The 15,937-nt window shown below is 61.4% G+C and carries 13 protein-coding genes; 4 read left to right on the top strand and 9 right to left on the bottom strand.

Going from position 1 to position 15,937, the window contains the following annotated elements; translation table 11 throughout:
- Positions 1–51: 51 nt before the first annotated feature.
- Positions 52–1,584 carry a tryptophan halogenase family protein gene (locus ACTHND_RS10855; protein WP_440177960.1) on the top strand — a complete coding sequence of 511 codons (1,533 nt, stop codon included), beginning with the start codon at positions 52–54 and terminating at the stop codon, positions 1,582–1,584.
- A 262-nt stretch (positions 1,585–1,846) separates the two neighbouring features.
- Here ACTHND_RS10855 and ACTHND_RS10860 read toward each other — a convergent pair whose 3' ends face one another.
- Complete coding sequence (locus tag ACTHND_RS10860) at positions 1,847–2,563, bottom strand: DUF6445 family protein (RefSeq protein ID WP_440177961.1); 717 nt, start codon at positions 2,561–2,563, stop codon at positions 1,847–1,849.
- Between the two features lie 85 nt (positions 2,564–2,648).
- On the opposite strand from ACTHND_RS10860, the gene ACTHND_RS10865 reads away from it, so the two are divergent.
- The gene (locus tag ACTHND_RS10865) at positions 2,649–3,356 is read left to right on the top strand and encodes a DUF6445 family protein (protein WP_440177962.1); all 708 of its coding nucleotides are present in this window, start codon (positions 2,649–2,651) and stop codon (positions 3,354–3,356) included.
- Here ACTHND_RS10865 and gabT read toward each other — a convergent pair.
- The 6 genes from gabT to ACTHND_RS10895 all read right to left on the bottom strand — a co-directional run bounded on the left by gabT (position 3,353) and on the right by ACTHND_RS10895 (position 9,469).
- Positions 3,353–4,630, bottom strand: coding sequence for a 4-aminobutyrate--2-oxoglutarate transaminase (gabT, locus tag ACTHND_RS10870; RefSeq protein WP_440177963.1), 1,278 nt, complete (start codon positions 4,628–4,630; stop codon positions 3,353–3,355). The two genes, ACTHND_RS10865 and gabT, sit on opposite strands and share 4 nt — an antisense overlap.
- Before the next feature lie 67 nt (positions 4,631–4,697).
- Entirely contained in the window at positions 4,698–6,212 is a 1,515-nt protein-coding gene (locus tag ACTHND_RS10875; RefSeq protein ID WP_440177964.1) for a tetratricopeptide repeat-containing sulfotransferase family protein, read from the bottom strand.
- Complete coding sequence (locus ACTHND_RS10880; RefSeq protein WP_440177965.1) at positions 6,213–7,343, bottom strand: succinylglutamate desuccinylase/aspartoacylase family protein; 1,131 nt, start codon at positions 7,341–7,343, stop codon at positions 6,213–6,215.
- A 66-nt stretch (positions 7,344–7,409) separates the two neighbouring features.
- Entirely contained in the window at positions 7,410–8,393 is a 984-nt protein-coding gene (locus ACTHND_RS10885; RefSeq protein WP_440177966.1) for a hypothetical protein, read from the bottom strand.
- Positions 8,394–8,435: 42 nt separating this feature from the next.
- Positions 8,436–9,023: a hypothetical protein gene (locus ACTHND_RS10890; protein ID WP_440177967.1), complete on the bottom strand. Its 588-nt coding sequence runs from the start codon at positions 9,021–9,023 to the stop codon at positions 8,436–8,438.
- 206 nt (positions 9,024–9,229) lie between these two features.
- Positions 9,230–9,469: a hypothetical protein gene (locus tag ACTHND_RS10895; RefSeq protein ID WP_440177968.1), complete on the bottom strand. Its 240-nt coding sequence runs from the start codon at positions 9,467–9,469 to the stop codon at positions 9,230–9,232.
- Positions 9,470–9,752: 283 nt separating this feature from the next.
- On the opposite strand from ACTHND_RS10895, the gene ACTHND_RS10900 reads away from it, so the two are divergent.
- Positions 9,753–10,364 carry a TetR/AcrR family transcriptional regulator gene (locus tag ACTHND_RS10900; RefSeq protein WP_440177969.1) on the top strand — a complete coding sequence of 204 codons (612 nt, stop codon included), beginning with the start codon at positions 9,753–9,755 and terminating at the stop codon, positions 10,362–10,364.
- Between the two features lie 263 nt (positions 10,365–10,627).
- Here ACTHND_RS10900 and ACTHND_RS10905 read toward each other — a convergent pair whose 3' ends face one another.
- Positions 10,628–11,425 carry a response regulator gene (locus tag ACTHND_RS10905; protein WP_440177970.1) on the bottom strand — a complete coding sequence of 266 codons (798 nt, stop codon included), beginning with the start codon at positions 11,423–11,425 and terminating at the stop codon, positions 10,628–10,630.
- A 285-nt stretch (positions 11,426–11,710) separates the two neighbouring features.
- Positions 11,711–13,846: a M13 family metallopeptidase gene (locus tag ACTHND_RS10910; RefSeq protein ID WP_440177971.1), complete on the bottom strand. Its 2,136-nt coding sequence runs from the start codon at positions 13,844–13,846 to the stop codon at positions 11,711–11,713.
- Positions 13,847–14,050: 204 nt separating this feature from the next.
- Between ACTHND_RS10910 and ACTHND_RS10915 the strand changes: the two genes are divergently transcribed.
- Positions 14,051–15,925 (top strand): cation:proton antiporter domain-containing protein, encoded by a 1,875-nt coding sequence (locus ACTHND_RS10915; protein ID WP_440177972.1) that lies wholly within the window; start codon positions 14,051–14,053, stop codon positions 15,923–15,925.
- Positions 15,926–15,937 lie beyond the last annotated feature (12 nt).

The following is a 15,937-nucleotide window of genomic DNA, read 5'->3' on the forward strand; positions in this document are numbered from 1 at the left end:
GAGAAGGATCGGGGGCAATGCGTTCATAGTATCAGAGTCCGGGGAAATGAAATGCAACCAGCGGTCAGGAAGATCGTAATTGTCGGCGGCGGCACCGCCGGCTGGATGGCGGCGGCGGCGCTGATAAAGGCGCTGGGCAGTCATGCCTATGATATCACACTGATCGAATCCGAGGAGATCGGCACGGTCGGCGTGGGGGAGGCGACAATCCCACCAATCCTGGAATATAACTACTTCCTCGGCCTCGATGAGGATGAATTCATCCGTGAAACCAATGCCACCTTCAAGCTGGGCATCCAGTTCCAGGACTGGCGGCATCAGGGTCATAGCTATTTCCATCCGTTCGGCCTTTTCGGCACCGAAATCGACGGCTTCAGCTTCCCGCACTACTATTTCCGCCATTATCACAAGGCGGGGCTGAGCGCGGTCGATATCGGCAAATACAATGCCGAGACGGAGGCCGCGTTTCAGGGGCGCTTTGGGCGCGTCCGGCGCGAACCCGGCAAACCGCCTGTGAATTATGCCTTTCAGTTCGATGCGGCGCTTTATGCCCGGTATTTGCGCAAATACGCCGAAAAACGCGGAGTCGTGCGTCAGGAAGGCAAGATCGTCACGGTCAGCCAGCATCCGGAAACCGGCTTCATTACCTCGGTCCAGATGGAAAACGGCCGGGTGATCGAGGGGGATTTGTTCATCGATTGCTCCGGCTTCCGGGGGCTGCTGATCGAACAGACCCTGAAGACCGGCTATACCGACTGGAGCCACTGGCTGCCGATGAACCGCGCCGCCGCCGTGCCGTGCGAACGTGCCGGTGAACTGCTGCCCTATACGCGGGCCACGGCGCGTGAGGCCGGCTGGCAGTGGCGTATCCCGTTGCAGCATCGCACTGGCAATGGCTATGTTTTCTGTGATGAATTCATCGGCGAAGACGCGGCCTGTGAAACCTTGCTGGGCCGCCTGGATGCCAAACCCCTGGCCGACCCGAAGGTGCTGCGTTTTGTCACCGGTCGCCGCAACCTGGCCTGGAACAAGAATGTCCTGGCTCTGGGCCTGGCCAGTGGTTTCCTGGAACCGCTGGAATCGACCAGCATCCATCTGGTTCAGTCGGGCCTGTTCCGCTTCCTGGCGCTTTTTCCGCGTCACGGTTTCAACCCGCATATCGCCGCCGAATACAACCGCGAGGTCGAACTGTCCTATAACAATATCAAGGACTTCATCATCGCCCACTACAAGGTGACCGAGCGCGACGATACGCCGTTCTGGCGGCACGTCCGGCAGATGGCGATTCCGGAAAGCCTGCAAAACCGGCTGGATGTCTTCCGTGCCAGTTGCCAGACCCTGTGGCGCGATTCCGAGCTGTTCCGCGAAGTCAGTTGGGTGGCTATCCTCACCGGTCAGGGGCTGGTGCCGGAAGACTACCATCCCGCAGCCGACGCCATGGACGATGACGACCTGCGCCTGCATCTGGGGCGCTGGCGATCGGCCGTCCTCGATCGGGTCAAGGGTTTGCCGACCCATGAGGACTTTATCCGCCGCAATTGCGCCTCCGAGGCCTTCAAGAGTCTGGAAGCGGCGGGCGGTTAGGCCGTAAACTCATAAATATCATGGCCATGGTGCGAGACTATTTGTGCGGATAGCAGGAGAAAAAGCGAAGGAAATGCCTACATTTTCAAGATTTTTCGACGCCGTAGTCCGTGCAAATGGGCCGCATCGTCGCCGACGGCGAAATGGCTTCATCCTGCGGCGTCGATGGGTTTGGCCGTAGGTTGACTACGACCGGCACCCATCTCCTGGCATTATTTTGCCATTTCAGCCGCCATGGCCGCGATATTTATGAGTTTACGGCCTAAAAGCCCTCGGTATTGAAGAAAAGGTTGGCGGTCAGGCGCCCGTCCGCCGGCGACTCGCTCAAAGGCGTGGCCGGGTCCAGTTTCGCCGAATGCAGTTGCCCCGCCCGGTAAAGAATCAGCCGGTTGAACCGGGGCTCTATGCTCAGAATCTCGTCATAAAAGGCATCGCGGACCGGCTGGTTATCCGCGCCGGCCAGTTCCTGACGGCGCAGATAGCTGAACTTGTCGCTGCGGATGGGCGTGATCAGTTCGAGGCCACTGGCCTTGTGGCGGTAGAAGGCGGTCCCGCCCTGCGGGCGCGGACTGAGGTAATGGACGGTGGCGAAACTGTTCAGCCGATGGGCGTCTGTATGGGGGGCGGCCTGCGCCCTGGCCATCTGGTCCACGCCCAGCGTGGCCAGGCCAAAAAAGCCATAGGTCTTCAGGGGCAAATCAGGGTGCATCCCGAAGACCTGAACCATGGATTGCCTCAGGACATCGGCGAGCAGGGTGATATAGGCGGGCGGCACCGGCGCCATCAGGCCTGGATATTTCGAGCCGGTGGGCGGTGTGCCGAAGCGTGAATGCGCCGCGTAACTGAGCAGCGCTTCCGGATCGAGCAGCACGTCATCGGCAACCAGGACATTCTGGCCTTCGTCTCCGAACCGGATGACCTCGATCTGCGCCTGGGGATTGAGTGCCAATATGGGTTCGGCGTTACTGGTATCCGGCATGGTATCTCCCCGTTGTTTTGCCGCAGCCTAAACTGACGGTCGAGAATTGCAACCGGGCTTAAAGTGTTGCAGAACAGTCGGATAGATGGAGGATAAAGTGTCGGTCAATGTGTTCAAGGTTGGTGTGGAAGAGACGCCCGTCGTGGTGATCGATAATTTCGTCCAGGAGCCGGAGCGCATCATCGATCTGGCCGTGGATATGGCGCCCTTCCCAAGCCAGAGCGGCCATTATTATCCCGGACGTCGCCGGCGCATCACGCCGCAGGATGGCGAAAGCTTCGACTATGTCAGCTCCGTCTGTCAGTCGCTGGCCCCGGTCATGGCGTCCGTCTACGGTATCACCAAATACGATATTCTCGATGCCGGTTATTCCCTGGTGACGACGAGGCCGGAAGACCTGCAACCGCTCCAGACCGTGCCGCATTTCGACCATCACGATTCGAACGGCTTCGCCATCCTGCACTACCTGTCGCGCCGGCCGGGCGGCGGCACGGCCTTTTACCGCCACCTCGGTTCCGGCTTTGAAACCCTGTCGGACGAACGCAAGGATGCTTACAGCGCGGCCCGCATGAAGGATGCCGAGCTTTACGGCGTGACCCAGGCCTATCACAAGGGCGATCGGGACGGCTTTGTTGAACTGGCGTCGGTCGAGGCGCGGTTCAACCGCGCCGTCATCTATCCGGGCAAGCTGCTGCACTCGGCCGTCCTGCCCGACGATTTCAATTTCAGCCCCGATCCGCGGATCGGCCGGCTGACGGGCAATGTGTTTGTGCGGGCGACGGCCTGGCGCTAAACCGTCAGCGCGGCTTCCAGCTTGGCCAGCCCCTCATCGAGAATGTCGTCAGAGGCGGTAAGCGGCGCCAGCAGGCGGATGGTATTGGCATAGACCCCGCAGGACAGCAGGATCAGGCCATTGGCCTGGGCTTTGGTTGTCACCGCCTTGGTGGCCGCGGCATCCGGCGCGAAACTGCCGCGCTCAGTGACGATATCGAAGGCGATCATGGCGCCCAGACCGCGAATGGCGGCCATCGGCACGATATCATTGCGCTGGGCCAGGGCTTCAAGCCGGGCCTTCAGCTTGGCGCCTTGGGCCTTGGCGGCCTCACACAGTTTTTCCTCTTCGATCACCTCAAGCACGGCAAGCGCAGCGGCGCAGGCCACAGGATTGCCGCCATAGGTGCCGCCGAGGCCGCCCACTATGGGCGCGTCCATCACCTCGGCGCGGCCGACCACGCCAGAGAGCGGATAGCCGCCGGCCAGCGACTTGGCCATGGTCATCAGGTCGGGCCTGACGTCGTAGTTTTCCATGGCGAACAGCTTTCCGGTGCGGCCGAAGCCTGTCTGGACCTCGTCGGCGATCAGCAGGATGCCATGCTCATCGCACTTTTTACGAAGCGCGCGCATCAGTTCCGGCGGGGTGATCAGGAAGCCGCCTTCGCCCTGCACCGGCTCGATGATGATGGCCGCCACGGCATCGGGCGCGATATCGGCCTTGAACAGGTAGTCGAGCATTTTCAGCGTGTCATCGGTATCGATGCCGTGCGCTTCCACCGGGAAGGGCAGGTGATAGATGCCGGGCTGCTGCGGACCGAGATCCTTTTTGTAGGGCACCACCTTGCCGGTCAGGGCCGAGGTCAGGGCGGTGCGGCCATGGAAGCCGCCCGTAAAGGCGATGACGCCGTCACGCTTCGTGTGACAGCGGGCGATCTTGACGGCGTTTTCCACCGCCTCACTCCCGGTGGTAAAGAAGGCGCACTTGGCCGGTCCGTCGATCGGCGCCAATGCGTTTATCTTTTCCGCCAGCGCAATATAGCTTTCATAGGGCACCACCTGGAAGGCGGTGTGGGTGAAGGCGTCCATCTGTTTCAGCGCAGCGGCCTGCACCTTCGGGTGACGGTGGCCGGTATTCAGCACGGCGATGCCGCCGGCGAAATCGATGAAGCGGTTGCCGTCCGCGTCCCACAGTTCGGCATTTTCGGCGCGGCTGGCATAGAGCGTGGTGGCGTGGCCAATGCCGCGGGCAACGGCAGCGGCGCGGCGGGCAGCGAGATCGGCATTGTGGGACATGGGACGGCTCCGTCAATCAGGTTGCGCGGAGACTACATATTGTGATCACAATTTACCAGTGACTTTTTCAGGACAAAGTGTCGCCATTGGAATCTACTACGCCCATGCTTTGCAAACGGCCACGTAAAGGCGCCAGTTCCTTTTCGTATCGGCGCCAGGCGCCGATACCTTCAGCGTTTATTGGCTGGCGTACCTGGCTGGAACTGGCCGACGCCACCGCGCCTTTTGCGTTGTGCGGACGGAGACAGTCGGTCTCAAAAGGCAGATCGCAGGCATCGAGTAGTCGTCGGATTTCCATATCGGGATCACGGATCAGGGCTTCAAGCGAGATATCGATCAGGCCGTCACCCAGGCAGGTTTTCCAGTGCGCCATCAGATGGCTGTAATTGCGATAATGTTCGGCGAGATCGTTCTGATCGAATGACCAGCCGGCGGCGAAATAGAGCTTGTAAGCGCCGAAAAGCGCATCCATCGGCGCGCGGCGGACATGGATGATCACTGCATCGGGAAAGGCCAGCCGGATCAGGCCGGCATAGTCCGAATTATGCGGCAGCTTGTCGGTGACACAGGGTGAGCCGTCATGACGCCAGGCGATTTCCCGGTCATAAAAATCGGCGATGGCCTGCGGATCGATATGCGCGGCGGCCTTGATGGTTTCCGCGTCGATCAGGGCCGGAGTCTGCGAACCGGAACAGGTCTTGACGGCGGCCGGGAAGGTCGGCAGCTCGCCCAGGGCCTGAACCTGGCTGTGGGCGCCCAGGATGCGTTCGACCAGGGTTGTGCCGGAACGCGGCAGGCCAATGATAAAGATGCGGCGTGGCGCGCTCCGCCTGATGGCTGGCACGTGGGCGGAACGTTCAGGCGGAAAAGCGGCTATCCAGACGTCTGTCGTAGTGCTTTCAGCCGCCGCCGACCATGGCGGGCGGTTCGGCGTGACCGGTTGGCTGCGCGCGGCGGCGGCGCCTTTTTGCAGCCAGCGCCAGGCATTCGCGCGGTCGTCGATATCGTCATATTCCTTGAAAAGGGCATAGCCCTGGCAAGCCTGGTGCAATGCGGTCCTGACAGGTGCGTTGATCAGGCGATCGATGTGGTTATGCTCCCTGGTCCAGCGTTTCAACCGCGCCAGGGCCAGATGGGCCGCCCAGTTGCCTGTCCGAGCGGCTACGTCGTAGCTGCGTTCAGCCTCGTCTGTCAGGCCCAGAAAGTCTTCTGTTTCGCCGCGCGTTTTCCAGTAAGGGCCGGAGTGCGGCGCCAACTCGGCGGCGCGCTTAAGCAGCGGCAGGGCTTCGGCCTCCCGCCGGGCATTGCAAAGCGTCAGGCCAAGCCCATGCCAGGTGGCGGCATCGCCTTCGGTGCCGGGTGTTTCCAGCAGGTCCACGGCCTCTCGAACAGCCTCGACCGCCTCCGCCTGGCGGCCCATCGGTCCCAGCACGCGGCCCTGCTGGGCCAGAAACGGGATGCGCGCAGAGCCGTCAAGCCGGCTCAGCGCTTCCGTCAGCCGTTTGTTGGCTTCGGCAAAATCATAGCGCCCGATCGCTTGTGTCGTCTGCTGCCAGACTGAGTCCGCGGTCGCTGCGTCCACTTACTGGCTCTTGACCATCGGGGCCGTTTCCGGGCAGCCGGTCTGGGCGCAGACGCCCTGGTCCGACCAGGCGATCATCCGCACGACCATGTCGCCCGGTTCGGTGCGCGGATCGGTGGCTATGGACAGCACATGGCCGTCAGACGGTGCAGTGATGGTGGCGATGGTTTCGCCGAAGGGATTGCTGACGGTCGCCACCACATCGCCCTTTTTCACATCATCCTTCAGCTTTACCTTCACCGTGGTCCAGCCGCCGCGCGGACTGTCGATATCGGTAACGACATTGCCGACAAAGGGCGCCGGGTCGCTGAGGTCGGGCTGGCCCTCCAGCATCCCCTTGCCCACCATGACATTGCGGACGCCACGCAGGGCGCGGATGATCATGGCGTCATTGAAGGTTTCCGGACCGCCCAGTTCATAGGTCACCGCCGGAATGCCAGCCGGATTGAGCATGTTTTCCACGGTGCCCTCGACGCCGGCATCCATGCCGATGACGTCCGGCCGCAGGAGATCAGCGATTTGCCGCGCGGCGCCGGTCTGGGCGAAGACGTAGCCGGGATAGGCGCCGCCGCGTGATTGGGTGTGCAGGTCGATGGCGAAATCGGCATTGCCGATGAAGATCTGGTGCCACAGCCGGCCGGCATAGCGCGATGAGGGGCCGCCTTCGGTATTGCCCGGCATGGCGCGGTTGAGGTTGTCGCCATTGGTACCGATCTCGTCGGCGGTGAAGCCGCGCGTCGAATGCAGCAGGCCGGGGGTATTCAGGCCGGGCACGGCGACCAGTGTGCCTGAAAGTGTCTTGGGATCGATCGATTGCGCCAGATGCTGCAAAACGGAAATGCCGTTCAACTCATCACCATGAATGCCGGCGGTGATCAGAAGTTTCGGGCCCGGCTTCGCGCCTTTGACCACGATCACCGGCACATACCAGCCCTGACCGATGGACGTATCCGTCACGCGGAAATAGAGTTTCGTCACCTGGCCGGGCGGCAGGTCCGCCACGTCCAGTTTGTCTATCACCGCCGCGCCATCGACCTTGTCGCCGGTATAGACGGTCTGGGCCATTACCGGGGTAAACTGGGCCGGCGTGGACAGGGCAATACAGGCGGCGATTGCGGTCAGGCGTTTCATGCGGAATCTCTCAAACGGTCCAGACATTATTCTTAGCCGTTTTCAGACGCGCCGCAAGGTATGGTTTTAATGGGTGTCCTCGAAAGCCTTGACGATCTGGAACTGCGCCAGGCGGATATCCAGTTCGGCGGCGCGATCGACCTTGCCGTCATCATGCAGGCGCATATCGGTCAGCTTGCGCTGGGCATCATTGTCATAGGCAGCCAGCAGTTGCAGCAGTTCCGGCTTGGTCAGGGTCTGCGCCTGTATCAGGGCATTCATGCGGATGACCTTTTCCTCAAGCTCGGTCTGGGCCACGGCGGCGATGGCGGCCAGACGGTACTTGTCGCTGTCCGACAGCTTGGAGAAGTCGATGTGGTTGGCGACTTCGCCGATGATCAGCTTCATGTGCTGGGTGGCGATGAAGTGGCGCACCAGCGCGTCCGTGCCGTCGATGCGGTAGACGGCGCGGGCCAGGTCGACGCGTTCCTCCAGGGCGGGATCGAGCACGGGGGCGACGGCGAAGCTTGCCGCGCTTTCAGCCGTTGGGTTCGGTGTCTGGCCGGCGGGCGCTTTGAAGGCCGCCAGCACCGCGGCGGCGGTTTCATGGTCGAAATTGGCCGAGGCCGGCACAACCGGCGCCGCGCCCTGCCCGGTGGCCAGACCATATGTGATGCTGGGCGTGCCCGTATCCGGCGCGCCAAGATCGAGGATGGCCAGCATTCCCCTGGTCTTGGCTTTCTTTATGGGCGCCGTTTCGTCGGTCGTGCTGGCGTCGGCGGCGTCGCGGACGAGTTCCACTTTTTTGCGGACCGGATTGACCGGGGCCGCAGTGGATTCCGCCAGTTGCTCGGGCGTCAGGCTGTTCATCGACTGCATGACGGCGCGGTTGATCTCGTCCTGGGTGTCACTGGGGGTGCGCACCGGCTGGCCTATGCCCTGGTTGAGATAGGCTTGCAACTGCGTCGATTGATTGACGGTCAGGGCCGTCTGTGCGTGCGCCGAAAATACCGGCAGGGCGAGCAAGGCAAACGCACTGATCCGCAACCGTTTAAAAGATACCGACGCCAAACCCCACCCCCAAAAAAGTTCTCTGTTATTGGCCGCCGTGACCTAGCTTGCCTGCGATTCCGTAAAGGTCTTGATGATCTTGATCACCGCCTCGACCATATAGGTCTGGACCCCGCCGGCGGATGTATCCTGCTGCATGAACTTGGCGGCATTGTATTTGGCGGCCGCGATCGACGAATTGGCGGTGATGAGTTGTTGGATTTCGTCGGAACTGAAGGCCGGGGCCTGGGCTTCGGCGATGTTTTCGATCAGGCTGTTCTGCGTTTCAAGCAGGATCTTGTCGGCGATCTGATTGTAGCGCGCGTCCTGCTCCGGCGTCAGCGTGGTCAGGCCGGCGCGGTCGATGACGATCAGGCGGGTGGCGGTCTTGGTGGCGTTGATGACCTCGCGCACATTGCGCGCCACGCCGTTCAGTTCCATCAACTGCTTGTAAAGCTCGATCTTTTCCTGGACGTGGGCGGTTTCGGCGGCGTCATTGAGCTGGGCCACGGCGCTGACCGCGACATCGCCGGCGGCGAGGGCGTACTGGTTGGACGGGGCGGCGGCGACAATCTCTTGCGCGGCGCAGGGCAGGGCTATGGCGCTCACAGCGCCCGCCAGTATCAATACCTTGAACCTAAGCCCGAACACGGCACCCCTCCGCTTAATCAAAGATTAAGACTAAAGACTAACTCTATCCACAGGTTCTGGCAAGGATAATCCCTGGCGGGGGAGTGTCCGGTGACGATCCGCTATCGGGTGTGGCTTCTGCGCCTTAAGGCGGATCGATACTCTTACATACCTCCCCTGTTTACGGGGGGGCGCCCTTCTTAGGCAGTGGTGGTGGGGGGGCTTGCCTAAGGCTGCACGCTTGTCAGCTTCATTGATGTCCGCACCTGGCCGGCATAACTGGCACCATCGGTTGGATTATATTTCAACAGCACCGGCAGGTCATTGCCGGCCAGGGCCAGGTCGCGGTTCCAGTCACGGTCGGCATAGGCGAAACCGCGCATATTCGGACTGGCGGCGTGGAAGGCGATCCACAGGGCCAGGGTCAGCAGGGTGGCGGCGGTGACGGCGAAGATCAGGCGTTTCATCTCTTGAAACCTCAAATGGATGCCGGCGACTCTCCACCGGCGGAGCAGAGCCGGGCGGCGGCGCTATCCCGCCGCCGCCCGGTTACGCTACTGTGCAATCCCCCCTCATTTCCGGATGATGAAACATCCGGCCCCCCAGAGGCGTACAGTGCGCGTGAAACAGCGCTTTCTCACGGGGGCGAACCATGATATGAACGCTGTTCACAATAGTTATGTAGCGTGAATTTGAACGACGTTCAACATTAAAATGAACTATGTTCAAAATATTTTCAGTGAGCCCTTCATGTCCGCCAAACCGATATCCACCAGCACCGCCGATCGCCGTCAGGCCCAGCTCGAAGCCCTGCTGACCGCGGCGGAAAAACGTATCTGTGAAACGGGCGCCCATACGCTGAAGGCGCGCGATCTGGCGGCCGATATCGGCGTGGCGCTGGGCGGGCTTTATAATATTGTGCAGGATATGGACGACCTGCTGCTGCGCATCACCGTGCGCACGCAAGGCCGGCTGGACGACCTGTTCGAGCATGACACCGCGCACCTGCCGATGACCACTCGCGCCGAAGCGCTGGATCGTCTGGTGGCGGTGGCCCTGGCCTATTTCCGCTTCGCGCGCGAGAACCTGGCCTTGTGGCGGATGATGTTCGAGGTGCGGATCACGACACCGCTTCCGGACTGGGCAGTTGAGGCGCAGCTTGGCCTGTTCCGCCATGTCGGGGCGCCTCTGTCGGTGATCATGCCGGGGCTTTCAGCCGAGGCATTGACTATCCGCGCCCGCACATTGTTTTCAGCCGTGCATGGAGTGGTCTATATCGGCCTGGAAGAGCGCCTGATCGCCGTGCCGCCGCAGAAACTGGCAGAGGAAATCGAATGGCTGATCCGGGCGGGATGTCGGTAATGCGTATCGCTTTGCCTATCAGTTTGATTGTGGCCGGCTTGCTGCTGATTGGGGGCAGCATATGGCTTACGTGATATTTCTTTGAGTATGAAAGCGATAACGCGGGTGCGTTGTTCGGCATGACGGTCATGCCCGTATCTGTCGGGATCGGCAGCATCCTGACGATTACTGGAATAGTTATGGCGCTTGTTCGTTTTGTGAACCGGAAGAAATCTTAGCGGTTTTTATACCTCCCCGGCAGAGCCGGGGAGGTATAAGGTTTTTTAAGCCAGCCTTTCGCTGTGGGCCGCAGACGATGTGGCCATCATTTCCAGCGTCAGATGCACGAGTTGAGCCGCTTTGAAGGGCTTGCAGATTTCCGCATCTGCGCCCGCCTTGACCGCCGCTGAAACGGCGCGTTCGGGCGAAATGCGGGTGTTCAATCCGGCCGACATGGCGAGGATCTTCACCCAGGGCCAGGTGGTTTTGATGATCTTGATTCCGGCCAGGCCGCCCATGCCGGGCATGAAGATATCCGACAGCACCAGGTCGACGTGGGCGATATCGACATTATCGAGCGCTTCTTCCATCGATTTGACGACACTGACGCGGTAGCCGGCGTCACTCAGCATCTGGCCGGTCATGATGCCCAGGGTCTGGCTGTCATCGATGACGAGCGCGTGCAGGCGGTGCCGGCCTTCGGCCTGATCCTGTTCGGCCGATTTGACGATGGCGCGTACCTGATTGCGGAAGAAAGGTTTACGCAGAATGTAATCGACCTTGGCCTTGCGGGCCGCGTTGAGTGTTTCCTCGATGGCTTCGCGGCGGTCGCCGGCCGTCATGACGGCGATGGTCGCTTCCAGCGCCATATCGCGCAGACGCTCAAGATGCGGCAGGGTGTTTTCCTCACCCAGAAAAACGTCGACAAACAGCAGAGTCGGGTGCTGGTGTTGTATGACACGCTCGGCATCTTCCAGGGTCTTGGCCAGCACATAGGTCCAGTCTTCGTCTTCGAGCATACGCCCGATGATCTGCGCCTGCGTCTGGCTGTCCTCGATAATCAGCGCCAAGCCGTTTGCCATGATATGTGCCCCTTTATGACCGCCTTAAGACGGATGAATTTGGAAACGGTGTTATCACAGGGGTGTTAAGCAGGGGTGAGCGCCGCGTTTTTTTGTTATGTGGGGAGTAAGCAAGAAACCTCACCACCACATCTCACGCCGCGCGTTCGTGCGGTCCCGCTCCCCAAACGTGTTGGGGAGGTATGAAAGAAAAGCCCGCCTCTTTCGAGGCGGGCTTTTGTGAGAACCGTGACGGCGGCGCCACCGCCACCGTCACGATTCCGGGTCCAGGGTCTGTGACCCTGGTTACCAGATGCGGACGCGGTCTTCCGGCGCCAGGTAGTATTTCTCGCCCGGCTGCACATTGAACGCCTTGTACCAGTCGTCGATATTGCGCACCGGGCCGATGACGCGGAAGACGGCCGGCGAGTGCGGATCGGTGGCCACCTGTTGCTTGACGGCGTCATCACGATATTTCGAGCGCCAGACCTGGGCGAAGCCCATGAAGACGCGCTGGTCGCCGGTGAAGCCATCGAGCACCGGTGCTTCGGCGCCGTGCAGCGAGATACGGTAGGCGTCGAGGCCGAGCAGATTGCCGCCGAGGTCGGCGATATTTTCGCCCATGGTCAGGCCGCCCTGGACGTGGACGCCGGGCAGGGGCTCGAAGGCGTCATACTGCTCGCCGTACTTTTTGGCCTGGGCATTGAACTTGGCCGAGTCCTCGTCGGTCCACCAGCTTTTCAGGAAGCCGTTGCCGTCATAGTTGCGGCCCTGGTCGTCGAAACCGTGGGTGATTTCGTGACCGATGACACCGCCGATGCCGCCGTAATTGACGGCCATATCGGCATTGGGATCGAAGAAGGGCGGCTGCAGGATGGCGGCGGGGAAGACGATCTCGTTGCGCGTCGGCGAATAGTAGGCATTGACGGTTTGCGGCGTCATGCCCCATTCGAGTGGATCGACCGGCTTGTCGATCTTGGCGACGTTCCACGCCCATTCAAAGGCCGATGAGCGCTCGACATTGCCGTACAGATCGCCCGGCTTGATATCGAGGGCGGAATAGTCGCGCCATTTGTCCGGATAGGCGATCTTGACGCCGAACTTGGAGAGTTTTTCCAGTGCCTTTTCCTTGGTGGGCGCGCTCATCCAGGTCAGGTTTTCGATGCGGATCTTGAGAGCGGCGCGCAGGTCGGCGACCAACCCTTCCATCTTGGTCTTGGAGTCGGCCGGGAAATACTGCGCCACATAGGCGCGGCCGATGGCTTCGCCGAGCGCGTCGTCGGTGACGCTGATGGCGCGCTTCCAGCGTTCGCGCTGGGCCTGGGCGCCGGACAGGTCACGTGAGCGGAATTCCCACTGGGCGGTGGCGAAGCGCTCCGAAAGATAGGGCGCGGCCTGATCGACCGTGCTGAAGGTCTGCCAGGCTTTCAGGGTCTCCAGCGGGGTATCGGCGTAGACCTGCGCGATCTTCGGGAAGGCGGTGTTTTCGCTGACGATGATCTTCTTCGCCTTCGTCAGGTCGGCGCCCTCGAAATAAGCCTTCCACTCAAAGGCCGGGGCGTATTTCGCCAGTTCGGCCGGCGACATCGGATTGTAGGTCTTGGTGTCATCGCGGCGGTCGATGCGGGTCCAGCTCACCTCGGCGATCTTCGTTTCCATTGCCACGATATCCTTCGCCGCCTGGGTGGCGTTCGGATATCCGACCATGGTCAGCATCTTGGCCACATAGGCTTCGTACTTCGTTTTCTTGTCGGCGTAGGTATCCTTGAGGTAATAGTCGCGGTCTGGCAGGCCCAGGCCCGACTGGCCGAGATAAAGCACGTTGATCTGCGGGTTCTTGGCGTCGCCATCGATATAGGCGCCGAAGAAGCTGGAGCCGAATTCGCCGGAGGTCTTGCCCATGTAGCGGGCCATCTGCGGCTTGGTCTTGATATTGCGGATGGCGGTCAGGCTAGGTGCCAGCGGCGCGACATCCAGCTTCTGGATCGTCGCCTCGTCCATCATGGCGTTATAGAGATTGGCGATCTTGGCATCGTCGCCGGAAAGGCCGGTCTGCGAGGCCAGGCCGGTCACCAGCACCTTCATGCGGTTTTCCGAGAGTTCACGCAGGGCCAGGAAGCTGCCGTAGGAGGTGCGGTCGGCCGGGATGACCATTTCCTTCACCGCGGTGCCGTTGACATAATCGAAGAAGCTGTCGCCCGGCTTGACCGAGGTATCCATGCCCGAAATATCGATGCCCCAGGTGCCGTATTTTTTCGCCACCGTATTGGGTGCGGCGTCATCGCTGCCGGTGGAGGTATCGGCCGCCAGCAGGGCGTCAACGCTTTCCAGGCTTTGCATGTGGCAGTAGGCATCGAAGCACTCGGTGGCGTGGGCCGGCGCGACACTAAGCGCCAAAGCCGTCAGAGCGGTCGAGCCGGCAAGGATTTTCAGCAGTTTCATATGGAGGCACCCCTTGGAACCGATTTTACTTACCGGGTCCGGTTGATTGAAAAAGATACTTGTTTTGACCTTAGCGCTTTTATGAACGCAGCCAACATGAATTTTCCGTCATGTTTCACGAAAACGTGCGCGACGGGGGTTACAATTCGCGCAGGGCTCCCCTTATAGTTAAGGCACACCCCTAAAGAGGATAAGTACCCGAAGATGAACGCATCCGCCGCGAGCCACATGTCCGCGATTGCGAAAGAAACCCTGGCCCCAGTGCTGAATGCCGAGGCGCAAGGATACTACATCTTCATTATCGTCTTTCTTCTGGCTTCCGCGGTCGTCGTGCCCATCTTCCAGCGCTATAAGGTCTCCAGCGTCCTGGGCTTCCTGCTGATCGGCGTCCTGCTGGGGCCGGATGTCATGGGGCGCCTCGCCACCGCCTGGCCGGTGCTCGATGCCTTCAGCGTCATGCGCTCCCATACCGTCCACCAGCTTGCCGAACTGGGCGTCGTCTTCCTGCTGTTCACCATCGGGCTGGAACTGACCTTCGAGCGCCTGAAATCGATGCGGCGCCTGGTTTTCGGGCTCGGCGCGCTCCAGGTTCTGCTGTGCGCCCTGGCCCTGACCTGTCTGTTCCTGCTGATCGGGCGCAGTTTTGTGTCCTCCGTGGCGCTCGGCATGGCGCTGGCCCTGTCCTCCACCGCAGTGGTCATTCCCGTGCTCGCCGACCGCAAGGCGCTGAAGACGACTTCCGGCCGCAGTGTCTTCGCCGTCCTGCTGGCTCAGGATATCGCCGTCGCGCCGATCCTGATCACCGTGGTCATGCTGGCCGGCGGCGCGGCGGGAGATGGCCGCAGCCTTTCCGGCCTGCTGGCCCTGATCCCGGCCCTGATCGGCATCGGCATACTGGTCATTGGCGGCCGCTGGATGCTGCGGCCGCTGTTCAATACGGTTGCCTTCTCGCGGTCGCGCGAACTGTTCATGGCCGCCTGCCTGCTGTGCGTGCTGGTGGCGGGGCAGATATCGGTCATGGCCGGCCTCAGCATGGGACTGGGCGCCTTCGTCGCCGGCGTGCTGCTGGCCGAAACCGAATACCGCCGCGAAATCGAGAATATGGTCGAGCCCTTCAAAGGGCTGCTGCTGGGCCTGTTCTTCGTGACCGTCGGCGCACGCCTCGAAGTCGCCGCCGTCATCAGCCAGCCCGTGCTGGTTTTCGGGCTGGCGGCGGCGCTGATCGCTGTCAAGATGGCCGTCATCTATCCGGTGGCGCGCCTGTTCGGCCTCAATAACCGCAGCGCCATCGAAACGGCGGCTGTGCTCGGTCCGGCGGGCGAATTTGCCTTCGTCATCATCGACCAGGCGATCGGCCACAAGGTGCTGAACGCAGAGATCGGTCAGACGGTCATCCTGGCCTCGATCATCTCGCTGTTCTGCATCCCTTTTCTGGCCGCCGGCGCCGGGCGCCTGTCGAAAGCCCTGGCGAAAAACGGCGAAGCGCCCACAAGCGTGGCGCCGGAAATCGTCAGCGAAGCGCCCAAGGTCATTGTCGTCGGTTTCGGCCGCGTCGGCGAGCTGGTCACCGATATGCTGAAGCTGCACAATATCGATTACATGGTGGTCGATATCAATCCGCAGGTCACCCAACGCGCCCGCGCGCAGCATATCGAAGCCTGGTACGGCGATGCCTCGGCGGCGGAATTCCTGCATAGCCTGGGGATTGAGCGCGCCCGTGCCGTGGTGGTCACGGCGTCGAACCCCGCCTTTACCGATGATGTGGTCAGGGCCGTGCGGGCCATGCGCGCCGATGTGCATATCATTGCCCGCGCGCGTGACGCCGCCCATGCCCAGCGCCTCTACCAGATGGGGGCCACCGACGCTGTGCCGGAAACCATCGAGGCGTCGCTGCAACTGGCGGAAAATACCCTGATCGACCTGGGTGTACCTATGGGGCTGGTCCTGGCCAGCGTTCACGAACGCCGCGATGTCTTCCGCAAGATGTTCGGCATCCGCAAGCCGGAAGCACCGGTCAGGCCGAAGCGGTCGCTTGAAGAGGTGGCGGCGGCCGCGGTTGAAAAAACAGCCGGCACCTGATTACCAATACGG

Source organism: Asticcacaulis sp. (assembly GCF_051954415.1).
In the GTDB taxonomy this organism is placed as follows: domain Bacteria; phylum Pseudomonadota; class Alphaproteobacteria; order Caulobacterales; family Caulobacteraceae; genus Asticcacaulis.